Annotated in this window: 12 protein-coding genes and 1 riboswitch; of the genes, 9 read left to right on the forward strand and 3 right to left on the reverse strand. The window is 43.0% G+C overall.

Going from position 1 to position 15,194, the window contains the following annotated elements; genetic code table 11:
• Nucleotides 1-129 precede the first annotated feature (129 nt).
• The 4 genes from L3V25_RS05780 to L3V25_RS05795 are packed head-to-tail and all read left to right on the forward strand — an operon-like array spanning nucleotide 130 to nucleotide 6,519.
• Nucleotides 130-1,866 carry an autotransporter assembly complex family protein gene (locus L3V25_RS05780; protein WP_237294512.1) on the forward strand — a complete coding sequence of 579 codons (1,737 nt, stop codon included), beginning with the start codon at nucleotides 130-132 and terminating at the stop codon, nucleotides 1,864-1,866.
• Nucleotides 1,866-5,654 carry a translocation/assembly module TamB domain-containing protein gene (locus L3V25_RS05785; RefSeq protein ID WP_237294513.1) on the forward strand — a complete coding sequence of 1,263 codons (3,789 nt, stop codon included), beginning with the start codon at nucleotides 1,866-1,868 and terminating at the stop codon, nucleotides 5,652-5,654. Before L3V25_RS05780 ends, L3V25_RS05785 begins: the two co-directional genes overlap by 1 nt.
• A 42-nt stretch (nucleotides 5,655-5,696) precedes the next feature.
• Nucleotides 5,697-6,086 (forward strand): gamma-glutamylcyclotransferase, encoded by a 390-nt coding sequence (locus tag L3V25_RS05790; RefSeq protein WP_237294514.1) that lies wholly within the window; start codon nucleotides 5,697-5,699, stop codon nucleotides 6,084-6,086.
• A gap of 58 nt (nucleotides 6,087-6,144) precedes the next feature.
• Nucleotides 6,145-6,519: a DUF2799 domain-containing protein gene (locus tag L3V25_RS05795; RefSeq protein WP_237294515.1), complete on the forward strand. Its 375-nt coding sequence runs from the start codon at nucleotides 6,145-6,147 to the stop codon at nucleotides 6,517-6,519.
• Between the two features lie 98 nt (nucleotides 6,520-6,617).
• Here the strand turns inward: L3V25_RS05795 and ppa are convergent, their stop codons facing one another.
• Together ppa and fbp are read right to left on the reverse strand one after the other, a co-directional pair.
• Nucleotides 6,618-7,145 carry an inorganic diphosphatase gene (gene ppa / locus L3V25_RS05800; RefSeq protein WP_089122156.1) on the reverse strand — a complete coding sequence of 176 codons (528 nt, stop codon included), beginning with the start codon at nucleotides 7,143-7,145 and terminating at the stop codon, nucleotides 6,618-6,620.
• A 216-nt stretch (nucleotides 7,146-7,361) separates the two neighbouring features.
• Complete coding sequence (gene fbp / locus L3V25_RS05805) at nucleotides 7,362-8,372, reverse strand: class 1 fructose-bisphosphatase (RefSeq protein WP_237294516.1); 1,011 nt, start codon at nucleotides 8,370-8,372, stop codon at nucleotides 7,362-7,364.
• Between the two features lie 247 nt (nucleotides 8,373-8,619).
• On the opposite strand from fbp, the gene mpl reads away from it, so the two are divergent.
• From mpl to thiQ, 5 genes are all read left to right on the forward strand, one after another.
• On the forward strand, nucleotides 8,620-9,975 hold the full coding sequence (gene mpl, locus L3V25_RS05810) for a UDP-N-acetylmuramate:L-alanyl-gamma-D-glutamyl-meso-diaminopimelate ligase (RefSeq protein WP_237294517.1): 1,356 nt from the start codon (nucleotides 8,620-8,622) through the stop codon (nucleotides 9,973-9,975).
• Nucleotides 9,976-10,088: 113 nt separating this feature from the next.
• The gene (locus L3V25_RS05815) at nucleotides 10,089-10,718 is read left to right on the forward strand and encodes a flavin prenyltransferase UbiX (protein WP_237294518.1); all 630 of its coding nucleotides are present in this window, start codon (nucleotides 10,089-10,091) and stop codon (nucleotides 10,716-10,718) included.
• Nucleotides 10,719-10,779: 61 nt separating this feature from the next.
• Nucleotides 10,780-10,877, forward strand: a riboswitch (TPP riboswitch).
• A gap of 39 nt (nucleotides 10,878-10,916) precedes the next feature.
• Nucleotides 10,917-11,954: a thiamine ABC transporter substrate binding subunit gene (gene thiB / locus L3V25_RS05820; protein ID WP_237294519.1), complete on the forward strand. Its 1,038-nt coding sequence runs from the start codon at nucleotides 10,917-10,919 to the stop codon at nucleotides 11,952-11,954.
• Between the two features lie 50 nt (nucleotides 11,955-12,004).
• Nucleotides 12,005-13,591 (forward strand): thiamine/thiamine pyrophosphate ABC transporter permease ThiP, encoded by a 1,587-nt coding sequence (thiP, locus tag L3V25_RS05825; RefSeq protein ID WP_237294967.1) that lies wholly within the window; start codon nucleotides 12,005-12,007, stop codon nucleotides 13,589-13,591.
• 18 nt (nucleotides 13,592-13,609) lie between these two features.
• Complete coding sequence (thiQ, locus tag L3V25_RS05830; RefSeq protein WP_237294520.1) at nucleotides 13,610-14,329, forward strand: thiamine ABC transporter ATP-binding protein; 720 nt, start codon at nucleotides 13,610-13,612, stop codon at nucleotides 14,327-14,329.
• 62 nt (nucleotides 14,330-14,391) lie between these two features.
• Here thiQ and L3V25_RS05835 read toward each other — a convergent pair whose 3' ends face one another.
• Entirely contained in the window at nucleotides 14,392-15,087 is a 696-nt protein-coding gene (locus L3V25_RS05835) for a hypothetical protein (protein ID WP_237294521.1), read from the reverse strand.
• Nucleotides 15,088-15,194: the final 107 nt, after the last annotated feature.

Consider the following 15,194-nt stretch of genomic DNA (forward strand, 5'->3'; position numbering starts at 1 on the left):
TTGCATACCATATATTGGGTGCAAAGAACCTAACCATAGACCGACGAATCCCTGTGGTCATTTCAAATCTATGAATATTTTGAAATGACAAACTACAGCAGTTTTGACAATGAGTACAAATATTCACTTATGAAAAAGAGTCACCTCACTTCATTGTTGACCTGTTTGCTGATTTTTTCGGCAACGCCGAGTTATGCGGAAACCGAACTCACCATTGAAGGTTTAGATGGTGAGCTAGAGGATAATGCGTCTTCATATTTATCGGCGATTAAAGAAAGTGAATATTCCACCTCATTGCGTTTTCAATCGCGAGTTAAGCAAAATATTGTCGATGCCCTTAAAGCTCTCGGTTATTACAACCCTACTATTCAGTTTCAAATTGAAGGTGATACGGATGATCCTGACGCGGATAACGAATTAATCGTGACCGTGGATGCTGGCATTCCTACCATCATTTATGAAAGTGATATTGTGATTGAAGGCGATGCAGCCACCGATGTGGACTTTATGCGCTTGGTAGACCGATCTAAATTAAATTTAGGCCAAGTACTCAATCATGGGAATTATGAAGGGCTAAAAAGTGCTTTGCGTAATCTCGCATTACAGAAAGGCTATTTCGATGGCCAGTTTATTGATACTCGTTTGCAAGTCTCACCAAGTCGTAATCAAGCTTTTGTGCACCTTCATTATCAAAGTGGTCAACGCTATGTGTTTGGCCAGACGACTATTACCGGTAGTCAAATCGAGCAGAAGCGGGTTCAATCACTAGTACCGTATGAAAACGGCCAACCGTACCAATCGGTTTTAGTCGGTGAGCTTAACCAAAACTTATCGAGTTCTGAGTGGTTTGCTAATATTTCGGTGGAGCCAGATATTGAAAGCGTTAATGAAGATAAATCATTACCGATGAAGGTTCGAGTGTCACCGCAGACACGTAATCAAATCGAAACCGGTTTAGGTTATTCCACCGATGTTGGTCCGCGTGGCAAGCTTTCATGGAAAAAACCTTGGCTCAATAAATATGGTCATAGTGTCGGTGCCAGTGTGATGTTATCGGAACCTGAAAAAACCTTTACTGCCAACTATAAGATCCCATTGGAAGATGTATTACACGATTACTATCTCGTGCAGTACGGCTTTAAAGATGAAGATGATAATGACACCGATAGCCAGGAACAAAACCTATCGTTTGAACGTCATTGGCTCTACGATAATGGCTGGCATCGAACCATTTATTTACGTTTGTTGTATGAAGACTATGTGCAAGCATCCGAATCTGGCCACTCTTTATATGTGTTACCGGGAGTTTCCTTTTCCCGAGTAAGAACGCGTGGTAACACCATGCCGATGTGGGGCGATAAACAAAGTATCAGTTTTGAATATGGCGATCCGTCACTACTCTCTGATACGCGAATTATCCGTGTGGTAGGTCATACTGGTTGGGTTCGCGGAATTGGTCGTAATCACCGCTTCCTTACTCGCTTAGATGCGGGGGGCGCTTTTGCCGATGATTGGTCGGAAGTACCACCATCATTACGCTTTTTTGTCGGTGGGGTGAACTCACTGCGCGGCTATGGTTATGAAGAAGTATCGCCAAGAGATAGTAACGATGAACTAGAAGGTGGTGCCTATATGGCAACGTCTAGTTTGGAATATCAATATCGAGTAACCGGCAATTGGTGGGGCGCGGCATTTTTAGATGTTGGTGATGCTTGGACTGATACCCCAGAATGGAAACGAGGTGTTGGCCTTGGAGTGCGCTGGGCTTCTCCGGTGGGGCCAGTGCGTCTAGATTTTGCTTATGGGTTAGATGCCGATGATGGTGATGAATTCCGTATCCACTTTACCTTAGGTCCTGAGTTGTAATGAAGCGATTACTTAAATGGCTACTTGGCATTATTTTATTGATCCCAACGACGGTTTTGGTTGCTTTGCTATTAGTCGCACTATTGTTGTTTACCAATGTCGGTTTAAACAGTGGTTTGTGGGTGGCGCAAAAATTAGTGCCAGAGCTAAAGGTAGGCTCCACCGAAGGTAGCTTATTACCCGCTTTTACTTTGCACGATGTTCAATATAACGATGAAGCGTTAGGCATTGCGACGGAATTAAAGCGCTTTGATTTCTCCACCTCAATTGACTGTCTATTTGAGCACTCAGTGTGTATTGATACTATCGCGGTCAATGGGCTGAAGTTTTCAATGCCGGATGCACCTGCTTCTGAAAATAGTGAGCCAGACGATAGTAGCTCATTAATGCCAGCCATTTTTATCCCTATTCCAGTGTCACTGACGCATCTAACTCTTAATGATATTGATTTGAATATCTTGGGCTATAAAGCCTCTTGGAAGCATTTTTCTACCGGGCTTTATATGCAAGGCCGCAGGCTGACATTGCGTCCAACTAATTGGCAAACCATACGTTTAACTTTAGCGCCCGATGAGGCTGACAAAACCCCTGAGCCGGTCGATAAAACCCCTCTAGCACAGCGGCCCGATATTCTTCTACCTAAAGTCGCATTGCCTATCAATTTGCAAGTCGAACAATTTAATGTTGATGACTTTATTTTGCAGCAAGACTCACCGGTTAAAGTGAATCACCTAGGCTTTAAAGGCTCATTGACGGGGAGCCAAGTCGATATACGAGATCTTAAGCTTGATATGCCACAGGCCGATTTAGACTTAAATACCAAGCTAACGATGTCTGGAGACTACCCGTTAACGCTGCAAGCGAAAGGTCTAGTCAAAATGGCGGAGTATTCTGGCCAGACGATAACCTTGGATGCCAAAGGCAGTGTCGCTAATCTTAATTTATCGAGTGAACTTTCGGGGGGAGTAGAAGCGAAAATAAATGCTCATCTCAAACCGCTGAAAGCCACGTTACCATTTGGCTTATCTATTAAAGATGCGAAAGCTCAATGGCCAGTTAAAGGACAAGCCGACTATAAGGTTAATGTTGAACATTTAGATGGCAGTGGCTCATTAGAGGGCTATCAATTTGACTTAAACTCACAAGTTTCAGGCAAGGATATTCCTGCCTCAGATATTGAATTTGATGCAAAGGGCGATCTTGATCAGATTGAATTACATAAATTAAATATTGCGACGCTCGGTGGCAATGTCACCGGTCAGGCAATGGTGAATTGGCAAGCGCCATTAAATTGGAAAGCAACCTTAGGCTTGAGCGATATTCAGCCCGGCATGCAATGGCCACAAGCGGAAGGTATCCTCAATGGCAGCTTAATAAATACCGGAAACTTAACGTCACAAGGAGGTTGGAAGGTACAGTTTCCAAGCTTGGCGATAGATGGCAAGTTACGTGGTTATCCTCTGTCTTTAAAAGGTCAGTTAAATGCCAGTGATCTTCATGGCAAAGGCCAATACATTGTCAGAACTCGCGGATTAAAACTCTCTCACGCAAAAAATAGTGTCAGAATTAAAGGTAGGCTTGAGCAGCAGTGGGATATGGATATAGCGCTTCATATGCCAAAACTGGAAACCACCATTCCAGATCTAAAAGGCCAAGCGATGGGCGATATTCAGCTACGTGGTGAACAAAAGTCGCCGCAAATCTTGACCGACTTATCGATCAGCGACATCGACTGGAAGCAAGGTGAAGCCAAATTGAAATCGCTGCTGGTTAAAGGGCAAGTTTCTCCTTTGCCATCACCAAGTGGTGATATTCGTTTGAGTGCTCAAGGCGGTTTATATCAAGAACATCAACTCAAAGATCTTACTTTAGCTTTTAAAGGCAATGAGCAAGATCATCAACTCGATCTTGATATGATGACGGATTTATTTTCAACCAACCTAGCTGTTAAGGGTGGAATGGAAAATAAGTCACAGCAAATGTGGCAAGGGCAATTAGCGTCGGCGCAAATTACCTTAATGGAGCCAAATACCAACCAACAAACCAACCCAATCTGGCAGATTGATCACCCAGTTGATATCGGCTATCAATTGGCATCGCAACGCGTGGATGTGCAAGCGCATTGTTGGCAACACCTACCTTCGAAAATTTGTCTAGATAAAGACCTTTCAGCCGGCAGCGATGGCGAGGCGACGTTGTCGATTCAACAATTTTCTTTTAATGAGTTGGCGGTATTCCTCCCAGAAGATACTGAGATTAATGGTGAGCTAAACGTTAATGCTTGGCTGAAGTGGGCAAACAATAAAGCGCCGCAGATTAAGCTAGATGTCGATATTCCCCAAGGTAATGTCGTTCAGAAATTGGATACACCACTCACCATTCCATGGGACAACATCAAGTTATCGGCTAATTTGAAGCAGAATAAGCTCGATATGAGTTGGCTGTTGGCGTTAACCAATAACGGCCAAGTTAAAGGCCAAGCCACGATTCCCAATGTGCAAGCTCAGCAGATGTCGATTGATGGTGATAATACTATCGAGGGCATTCATCTCGGTTTTCTGCGTCCTTTGCTAGGCGAGCAAAACCGGCTTAATGCTAATCTGAATTCCAAGCTCGACTTTAATGGCCCTATTTTAAACCCTAAAGTATTGGGCAATTTTGATATTGAGGATTTTCAATTAGAGGGCCCGATGTTCCCCGTCGATATTCATCAAGGGGAAGTTAAAACGCAATTTAATGGTTATTCGGCGACCCTGAATAGTGTATTAGAAACCGATGATGGTGATTTACAGCTACAAGGGGATGCCAATTGGGCGCAACGTAATAACTGGTATGCCAATTTACGTGCCTTTGGTGATGAACTGAAAGTCGAAGCTCCGCCTATGGTCGCTTTAAAAGTGAAGCCAGATCTCACCATTGCGATTACGCCTACACTGGCAAAAATCACCGGTAATATTGATATTCCTTGGGGGCGTATTTTAGTCGAAGACCTACCAGAAAGTGCAGTAGGACTATCGAAAGATGAAATTATTTTGGATGAAGAGCTAAACCCAGTCGAAGAGAATAATGGCCTACCAATGGCGCTAGAAAGCGATATCACCATCAATATTGGTGATGATGTCAGCTTGTCGGCATTTGGTCTAAAAGGTTATTTAGTGGGAAGCTTGAAAGTTTCTCAGAAAGATAAAGGTCCATTTATTCTAGGGGAAGTAAGAATCGAGGAAGGTTATTACCAATCCTTTGGGCAGGATTTGATCATTCAAGAAGGTAAGATTTTAATGAATGGGCCTGCCGATCAACCTTATGTGGCAATTAAGGCGATTCGAAATCCAGACAATACTCAAGATGATGTGATTGCCGGGATCCAGGTGAATGGCCCAGCTGATGAGCCAGAAGTGAAAGTGTTTTCTGAGCCCGCGATGTCGCAAACCAATGCGTTATCTTATCTATTGCGTGGTCAAGGGGTAGAAGATGGCGCAAGTGGCAGCACCATGACCACTGCATTAATTGGCTTAAGTTTGGCTAAAAGTGGCAAGTTAGTTGGTGAGCTTGGTGAAGCGTTTGGTGTGCAAGACTTGCAACTGGGAACCGCGGGTTCGGGTGATGATTCTCAGGTTACGGTAAGTGGTTATATTGCTCCGGGTCTACAGGTCAAATATGGCGTCGGAATATTTAACGCACTAGGCGAGTTTACCGTGCGTTATGAATTACTCACCGATTTCTATGTTGAAGCGGTGACCGGAGTCGACAGTGCCGTCGATTTCCTATACCAGTTTAGTTTTAATTGATGGCAAATAAGCAATATGGTGATGAATAGAAAAGGAAAAACGATGTCACACCGTGTTTTAGTTTATGGCACGTTACGCCAAGGCGAGTCGAATCATCACTTATTAACGAATAGCCAATTTTTAGGCAATGTCGTGACGCAAGCGCAGTTTCAGTTGTTTGATTTAGGGCCTTATCCCGCGGCGATAAAAGGGGAGCAAGCTTTAGTGGCTGAAGTGTATTTAGTTGATGATGAAACGATGCAGCAATTAGATATATTGGAAGACTACCCCCATGAATATGACCGAGAGTTAGTCACGACGCCACATGGACAAGCGTGGATATATTTATATCAAAACAAACGCTTATTGACGAAAGTCATACCGTCTGGCGATTGGTGTCAGCGGGATAATGATTATTGCGATAAAAACAAAGTGAACTTTTTGCCTAGCTAGGCGTATTTAACTATGTCGTATACTTATTGAGTCGTCCTAATAATAAATGGAGACAGACATGAAACAGATAAATGTAATAAAACAGACCCTCGCAATGTTAGCCTTATTGGTTGTGGCAGGTTGTGCATCTCACAACGATATGCCGAATACCGCCGATAGCCAAGCATGGCAAAGTTATGGTGAGCAAACAGCAGCTAAAGGTTTTGTTGAACATAGCCAGCATCAGCTTGCTAAAAGCGCATCTAATTTAACCGATGAAGCTTATATGGCTTATCAAAAAGGTTACGCTAACGGACAAAAGCAGTATTGTAGCCAGAATGCCTCTTGGCTAGGTTCGACCGGACAAGCCTATCGTGGTATTTGCGATAATATTGATCCCTTCTTCCGCCAAGATTACACCGCTGGTGTCCAATCTCACGCTGGTGGAATGTAGCCTTAACGTTTAATTCTCCGCATGAAAATATCATCTAATAAAAAAGAGCCTATAGTAGGCTCTTTTTCATGGTTACCAGTTCGAATTGGTAATAGGTATTACTTCTGAGCGCGCTCGTAAGATTCTAAAATCTCTTTACGTGCTGCTGCGACATCTTCCCAGCCATCAACTTTTACCCACTTGCCTTCTTCAAGATCTTTGTAGCGCTCAAAGAAATGGGTGATTTGTGATTTTAGTAACTCAGGTACATCATTGATGTCTTGAATGTGCTCGTATTCTTTAGATAGCTTGCTGTGAGGTACCGCAATTACTTTGGCATCTTCACCAGACTCATCCGTCATTTTTAATACACCAACCGGGCGGCAACGAATCACAGAACCTGGCATTAATGGGAATGGCGTTGGAACCAAAACATCTACTGGGTCGCCATCTAAAGATAGGGTGTCATTCACATAACCATAGTTACATGGGTAGAACATTGGTGCCGACATAAAGCGGTCAACAAATACTGCGCCGCTGTCTTTATCGACTTCATATTTAATTGGGTCTGCATTCGCAGGGATTTCGATCACGACATATAAATCGTCTGGTAGTGATTTACCAGCAGGTACATTATTCAAGCTCATTGGGCTTCCTTTCTCTATTTTGCTATCAATTAGATTTGAAATTAACGCTTTGATTATAACGTGACTTGTTAAGGGGTTGTAAAGGGCTTGAGTGAAATATGCGAAGGAAATTCTAACGAAGAGATAAAAGAGAACAGACAAAAAAAGACAAGTGACAAGAGAAAAAGATAAGAGGAATACGCTCCTCCTATCTTTATCGTAGGTCGAGGCAATTCGCTATTCAGGATATTGCTCTAAAAAGCTTTCTACTTTATCGACCATTAATGGTGAGCCAACGACAAAAGGAACTCGCTGATGTAGCTCGGTTGGTTTTAAATCCATGATACGGTTTTTACCATCGCTCGCTTTGCCGCCCGCTTGCTCCATTAGAAAAGCAATCGGGTTGCACTCGTACAATAAGCGTAACTTACCATTTGGATGGCTTTCAGTGCTTGGGTAGAGGTAGACCCCACCTTTTAATAAGTTACGGTGAAAGTCAGCGACTAAAGAGCCAATGTAGCGAGACGTATAAGGGCGTTTATCTTCTGGCACATTCTCTTGGCAGTACTTGATGTATTTTTTGATGCCAGTAGGGAAACGAATGTAGTTACCTTCGTTGATTGAATAGATGGTGCCAGATTGTGGGATCATCATCTGTTCGTGAGATAGGCAAAATACCCCAAGCGATGGGTCGTAAGTAAAGCCATGTACGCCATTGCCAGTCGTGTAAACCAACATAGTAGAAGAGCCGTAAATAATATAACCGGCTGCCACTTGTTTATGGCCTGGCTGTAGGAAATCTTCTTCGGTTGGTGGAGTACCAATTGGAGAAACGCGGCGATAAATTGAGAAGATGGTGCCAACGGAAACATTCACATCAATGTTAGATGAACCATCAAGTGGATCCATTAACACTACGTATTTGGCATTTTTATTAAGATCTTTATTAAAGGCAACCGCCTCATCTTCTTCTTCACTGGCTACGCCACAGACTTGATCGCGCGCTTCTAATGCCGCTTTAAATTTGTCATTAGCGTATAAATCGAGTTTTTGTTGTTCTTCTCCTTGAACATTCTCTGCGCCCACCGAGCCAGTAATATCAACCAGTCCGGCTTTATTGATTTCCCTGTTGACTATTTTAGCAGCCAATTTAATAGAACCGAGTAGAGAAGATAAGTCTCCACTGGCGTGAGGGAAGTGGTGTTGATTTTCAACAATAAATTCACCAAGTGTACGCATGGTCGACATGTTTAGTCCTTTTGTGTCGTTAAGCGGTATACACCTATTACGGGTGTGTTCGGGGCTAACTCATTGTAAAAGGATAAACTTTTTTATGGTAATGAAGTAACTATGCCAACAGTAGAAAATGTTTAATTTTTATTTCAGTTTATATCCTTTCAATTCTAACCATACTTTTCTTTGTGTTTACGGTACTATTCAGAATTATCGTACATTCATTTTTTTAGATCCTAATAGTTGGATTGGAACCATTGTTATGCATATTCATATTCTCGGTATTTGTGGCACATTTATGGGTGGAGCTGCCGTTTTAGCACGTCAACTCGGACATAAAGTGACAGGTTGTGATGCTAATGTTTATCCGCCGATGAGCACATTACTTGAATCTCAAGGTATTGATATTATTGAAGGCTTTGACCCTTCTCAGCTTGAGCCTGCGCCGGATCTTGTTGTGATAGGTAATGCAATGAGCCGTGGAAATCCTTGTGTTGAATATGTTTTAAATAACAACTTGAAATACACCTCTGGGCCACAGTGGCTACAAGAGTTTTTATTGCATGACCGTTGGGTTCTTGCCGTATCGGGTACTCATGGCAAAACGACGACTTCGAGTATGTTGTCTTGGATTTTAGAAGATTGCGGTTATGCACCGGGCTTCTTAGTCGGAGGCGTATTGGGCAACTTCGGTGTGTCGGCTCGTTTGGGCGAAAGTATGTTTTTTGTGGTCGAAGCAGATGAATATGACAGTGCTTTTTTCGATAAGCGTTCTAAGTTTGTGCATTACCACCCACGAACATTAGTGATGAACAATTTAGAGTTCGATCATGCAGACATCTTCGACGATCTGGAAGCGATTAAGCGCCAATTCCATCATCTAGTCCGCACTGTACCGGGCAATGGTCGTATTTTGACGCCAAGCAATGATGATGGTTTGAAAGATGTAATTAAGCGTGGTTGCTGGAGTGAATTAGAGTACATCGGCGACGATGGCCACTGGAAAGCTGAAAAAGTGAAAAAAGATGGCAGTCACTTCCAAGTGTATTTAGATGGCAAACATCACGGCGATGTAGTGTGGGATTTAGTTGGTGAGCATAATGTGAATAATGCATTGATGGCGATTGCCGCGGCGCGCCATGTAGGTGTTACGCCAGATCTAGCTTGTGAGGCATTGGGTAAATTCATCAATACTAAGCGTCGTTTAGAGCTCAAGGGTGAAGTGAAGGGCATTAAGGTCTATGACGATTTTGCTCACCATCCAACCGCGATTGATCTCACGTTAGAAGGGTTACGTAATAAAGTCGGTGACAGCAAAATTATCGCGGTGTTTGAGCCTCGTTCAAGTACTATGAAAATGGGCGTGCATAAGCAAACTTTAGCCGCCGCTTTTAAGCATGCCGATCAAGTTTGCCTCTATCAGCCAAGTAATATTCAATGGTCGGTAGAAGAGGTGGCGCAACAGTGCTCTCAACCAAGTTATGTCGATGACAATATTGACAGCTTTGTGGAACATATTGTGGCTCAAGCGCAAACAGGCGATCAGATCTTAGTGATGAGTAACGGCGGCTTTGAAGGGATCCACGCCAAGTTATTACATGCTTTACAGCAAAAGTAGTAAAAAGATCACCATAAGCCTAAAGATCATGGCAAGCAAAAAGATCATTAGTGGTAAAAAGATCACTATGATCCTTTTGCTCGCCAAACTCATTCTCTGTTGAGGAAGTGAACATGTCTCAATTGATGGAAAAGAAAATCACTCTAGCTTTCACTGGTGCCTCTGGCGCACCTTATGGACTACGTCTATTAGAGTGTTTGCTAGCGGCGGACTACACCGTTTATTTGTTGATCTCATCAGCGGCCCGTGTCGTGATGGCAACCGAGCATGATTTAAAGTTACCAAGTGGCCCAGAAGCGGCGCAAAAAGCTTTGGTTGAACACCTTAAATGCCGCAGTGATAAGTTAATCGTATGTGGTAAAGAGGATTGGTTTTCGCCTGTTGCCTCAGGATCGGCTGCGCCAAAACAAATGGTAGTGTGTCCATGTTCTGCGGGTAGTGTGGCTTCGATTGCTCACGGCATGTCGGATAATTTAATTGAACGCGCTGCCGATGTGGTAATGAAAGAACGTGGCCAATTATTATTAGTGGTACGCGAAACGCCATTTTCAACTTTGCATTTAGAGAATATGCACAAGCTATCGCAAATGGGCGTCACCATAATGCCGGCGGCACCGGGTTTTTATCATCAACCGAAAACCATTGAAGATTTAGTTGACTTTATGGTGGCGAGAATTCTCGATCATTTAGGTATTGAACAAGGTTTAGTGCCTCGTTGGGGCTATGATCAACGCTCTAGCTAACAGTATTATTATTAATAGCGGAGAACTACTCGCCTCCTGCTAAGCAACACTTTACAATTTATACAACTCATCGGGGTGCTGAATCATGTGATTTAGCTGAGATAACACCCGTGACCTGAACCAGATAATGCTGGCGTAGGAATTGAGTGGGTTTTTCCTCCTTTTCCCTGTGCCGCTCACTAAATAAGGATTAATCTAGTGAACTTCACACCTAAAGCGCTTACTTTTCTTGCTCTCTCTTGTGCGGCGACCTTTTCTACTTCAGCGCTTGCTAGTTCAGAGCTTTCTACTTCAGAGTCAGCTAAGCAAAAGCCTACCTTAACCGTTTATACCTACGACTCTTTTACGTCTGATTGGGGCCCAGGTCCGAAAATCAAACAAGCTTTTGAAAGCCAATGTGACTGTAATCTGAATTTTGTTGCCTTGGATGATGGCGGTTCGGTGTTAAGTCGTATTCGTTTGGAAGGCAACAATACCAAAGCAGATGTGGTACTAGGGCTCAATAACAACATTATGGCGCAAGCTCAGCAAACGGGACTACTTGCCAAGCATGATGTTGATACTTCTCAAGTCACCATTCCTGGTGGTTGGAATAATCCTTATTTTGTGCCTTTTGATTACGGTTATTTTGCCTTTGTGTACAACAAAACCAAAATGAACAACCCACCGAAAAGCTTAAAAGAATTAGTCGAGCGTGATGATTTTAATATCATTTATCAAGATCCACGTACCTCGATTACTGGCCAAGGTTTATTGCTGTGGGTGAAAGCGGTTTATGGTGATGACGCGGCGCAAGCATGGCAAAAAATTGCCGATAAAACAGTTACGGTGAGCAAAGGTTGGTCAGACTCTTACCCTATGTTCTTAAAAGGGGAGAGCGATATGGTGTTGTCTTATAGTACCTCTCCGGCTTATCACATTATTGCTGAAAATGATGACCAATATGCAGCGGCTAATTTTGTTGAAGGCCAATATGCTCAGATAGAATTGGCAGCCAAAGTGGCAAGTACCAAGCATCCTAAATTAGCCGATGAGTTTATGCATTTTATCTTAACCGATGATTTCCAATCCGTGATGGCAACCGGTAATTGGATGTACCCAGTAACCGATGTTGAGTTGCCGAAAGGTTATGAGCAATTAACGGTGCCAAGCAAGATGTTGTCGTTAGAGCCAGAAACCGTTGCTAAGCAGTTGAAAGGTTGGACTCGTGAGTGGCAGATGGCTTTGTCGCAATAACCTCATGGTAACTCTTTTCGTTTTTAAGGATCTAGTAGGTTGCTAGTGTGATTAATGTTCCGGTTCCTAAGTTAGGTATTGCGGTTGCGCTGGCGATTGCTACGTTTGTCTGTGCAACCATTGGGGCACTAGTTCAGCACGCTCCAACGCTGAATATTAGTTGGATTTTATCCGATCCTTATTATCGACATATCACCTTCTTTAGCTTCTATCAGGCATTCTTTTCGACTTTGTTGAGTGTCGGTTTGGCGATTCCGGTTGCTCATGCGTTATCTCGACGAGAATTTATAGGCAAGTCGCTGTTATTGAAACTGTTTGCTTCAACATTGGTATTGCCGGTGTTGGTTGGGGTATTCGGTATTTTAGCAATTTTAGGTAACAGTGGCTTGGTCGCCAGCGTATTCAAAGCTTTTGATGCTCGTTTACCCTTTTCGATTTATGGCCTAAGTGGCATTCTAGTCGCTCATGTCTTTTTTAACTTACCTTACGCCTGTCGCTTGTTATTGCATGCTTTAGAGTCGATTCCTAATGAGCAACATAAATTGTGTTCTCACTTGGGAATGAATGGATGGCAGAAGTTTCGCCAAGTTGAGTGGCCCCGTATGAGACAGCAACTTCCACATGTCGCTGGCCTAGTGTTTATGCTGTGCTTTACTAGCTTTTCGACGGTTATGGCATTAGGTGGCGGGCCTAAGTCGACCACGATTGAACTGGCTATCTACCAAGCGATTAAGTTTGATTTTGACCTACAAGCTGGCGCGATTCTCGCGTTATGGCAAATGCTGCTATGTGGTGGGTTAAGTTTACTATTATTGCGTTTAGCGAAAACCTTGCCAGCTTCGACTCAGGCTAGCCAACAAGTGTTACCGGTGTGGTCAGATTCTCGTTTAGCGAAAGTTTGGGATAGCATTTGGATCATAGCGGCAATGTTGCTTGTGCTACCACCTTTATTGATGGTGATATGGCAAGGTTTGAATCCTCAATCATTGAGTGTGCTGCAAGATGCTAAGTTTTGGCAGGCGTTGATGGCCTCGCTGAAAGTCGCAACATTAGCCAGTTCACTTGCCTTGCTGATGGGCATCGCAATTTTATTTACCAGTCGCGCTTGGCATTTGAAAGGGCGTAGTCAGTGGGCAGGGCGTTTAGAATTGATGGGCACGATTATCTTGGTGACACCGGGAATTGTGATTAGTACCGGACTGTTTTTATTACTGCGTAATCAAGTTGACGTATTCAGCCTTGCTTTTGTGATGGTGATTTTAGTGAATGGCCTAATGGCGTTGCCTTACATCATCAAAACCTTGTCGCAGCCAATGTTACAAACTGCCCAGCAATATCAATTTTTATGTCAAAGCCTAGGTATGACAGGTTGGACTCGTTTTAAAATGGTTGAATGGAAAGCGCTGAATAAACCCATAGCTCACGCCTTTGCGATTAGCTTTATGTTTTCGATGGGCGATTTAAGCGCCGTGGCACTATTTGGTAACCAATCTTTCACTACATTGCCTTTGTATTTATTTCAACTACTGGGAAGCTATCAAATGCCTGCGGCGGCGATGGTCTCACTGTGTTTATTGGTGTTTAGTGTCATCTGTTTTAGCTTGATTGATGTCGTGTTTAAACGAAGTAGCCGTTAATTATGAAGAAGAATTACCATGTCTGATAGTGCCATTGAGATCCAACAAGTCATTTATGATTATCAAAGTGAAACCTTTCATTTTGACTTACAGGTAGAGCGTGGCTCGATTATGGCTTTGATGGGGCCTAGTGGCTCTGGCAAATCAACCTTACTCAGTTTAATCGCCGGTTTTATTGAACCTAAACAAGGGAAGATTAACGTCGATGGTTTAGCTGTGGTTGGTTTACAGCCTCACCAAAGGCCACTGGCAATGCTGTTTCAAGAGCATAATTTATTCAGCCACTTAACGGTAAGGCAAAATATTGGACTGGGTTTACATCCCGGCCTGAAATTAACGAGCCAGCAAAAACAGCAAGTGGAACAAGCCGCTCAGCAAGTTGGTATTGTTGAACTATTAGATCGCCTGCCTGAGCAGTTATCGGGCGGACAGCGGCAACGCGTCGCACTGGCAAGATGCTTTGTACAGCCACATTCGATTTGGTTGTTGGATGAGCCTTTTTCAGCGTTAGACCCTATTTTACGTCAAGAGATGTTGTCGCTGGTGGCAAGGCTAGCTAAAGAGCGCAATATCACGGTATTGATGGTGACGCATCATTTGTCAGATGCTAAATCGATAGGTAGTCATTTTGCCTTTATGGAGCAAGGACAAGTGACAGAGTGCGATCAAATCTCACAGTTAACCCAACAAAGTACTAACGCTCACTTAAGAGAATTTCTTAAAGCGAGCGGAAATTAAAACAGCCTTTGATATCGTCAATATCAAAGGCTGTGAGTTTATCTTTTATATTAAAAATGAGGTTAAGATTTTTTCGTCAGACGATCGGTAAAAAACTGATTTCGCTTACCGATAAATTCAGAGTAACTTTCACCTTCGAGACGATATTTACGCCAAGTTAAGAAGCTTTGTAGGTAGCCTAATGATGAATAGAAAATGACGGTATAGCCTAGAACCTCTAGCCCTTCTTCTGCAACGCGTTTGATGATTCTATTGTATTCCGGCCCGAGAATACCTTGCCAAAAATGCCCCATACCAAATAAGCGCGAAAATACCAGTAGTAATGCCATCCCTATACATAGTGAGAAGAAATGGCGACTTTGAGTAAAATGCGAAAATGTGTGTATGGTTTGTTTGATATTTCTTGAGGCGAATATCGTACAGGTTACAGCAAGAATGAGTGCAGGAACGACCCAAAACCCATGAAATATTTGATCAAATAAGCCATCTAATTCTCGGATAAACATACAACCGAAAAAGCCAGCCACTAAAGTGCAAAAATGTCGAGTAGAAGGTTCTTTATAAGCGGTATAAGCAAAAGATAGTGAGCTAAGTAGTAGGATGATTTCCTGAAAGTATTCAGTTAATGAGGTTTCACCGATCCCTTGTTTGAGGTAGATCAGATCATAGCTAAGAGTGGCAACCGGCAAAGTAACAAGCAAAGCGAGCAATAGAAATTGGCCAAACCCTTTGAGAATAAAACGTATATCAGTAGACATAATCACTCCGAAACAAAAGCTGCCTTATTTTTATATTCTAGTCCGTTTTAGTGTAGCAGTCCGTGTGATACTGGCAGAGGGAGGGGGATTCTATAGTTGATATCGTT

It is taken from the genome of Vibrio sp. CK2-1 (assembly GCF_021726515.1).
Lineage (GTDB): Bacteria > Pseudomonadota > Gammaproteobacteria > Enterobacterales > Vibrionaceae > Vibrio.

Coding starts and splice junctions, on each gene's coding strand:
- L3V25_RS05780 (WP_237294512.1), top strand. CDS start 130: ATGAAAAAGAGTCACCTCACTTCATTGTTGACCTGTTTGCTGATTTTT.
- L3V25_RS05785 (WP_237294513.1), top strand. CDS start 1,866: ATGAAGCGATTACTTAAATGGCTACTTGGCATTATTTTATTGATCCCA.
- L3V25_RS05790 (WP_237294514.1), top strand. CDS start 5,697: ATGTCACACCGTGTTTTAGTTTATGGCACGTTACGCCAAGGCGAGTCG.
- L3V25_RS05795 (WP_237294515.1), top strand. CDS start 6,145: ATGAAACAGATAAATGTAATAAAACAGACCCTCGCAATGTTAGCCTTA.
- ppa (WP_089122156.1), bottom strand. CDS start 7,145: ATGAGCTTGAATAATGTACCTGCTGGTAAATCACTACCAGACGATTTA.
- fbp (WP_237294516.1), bottom strand. CDS start 8,372: ATGTCGACCATGCGTACACTTGGTGAATTTATTGTTGAAAATCAACAC.
- mpl (WP_237294517.1), top strand. CDS start 8,620: ATGCATATTCATATTCTCGGTATTTGTGGCACATTTATGGGTGGAGCT.
- L3V25_RS05815 (WP_237294518.1), top strand. CDS start 10,089: ATGTCTCAATTGATGGAAAAGAAAATCACTCTAGCTTTCACTGGTGCC.
- thiQ (WP_237294520.1), top strand. CDS start 13,610: ATGTCTGATAGTGCCATTGAGATCCAACAAGTCATTTATGATTATCAA.
- L3V25_RS05835 (WP_237294521.1), bottom strand. CDS start 15,087: ATGTCTACTGATATACGTTTTATTCTCAAAGGGTTTGGCCAATTTCTA.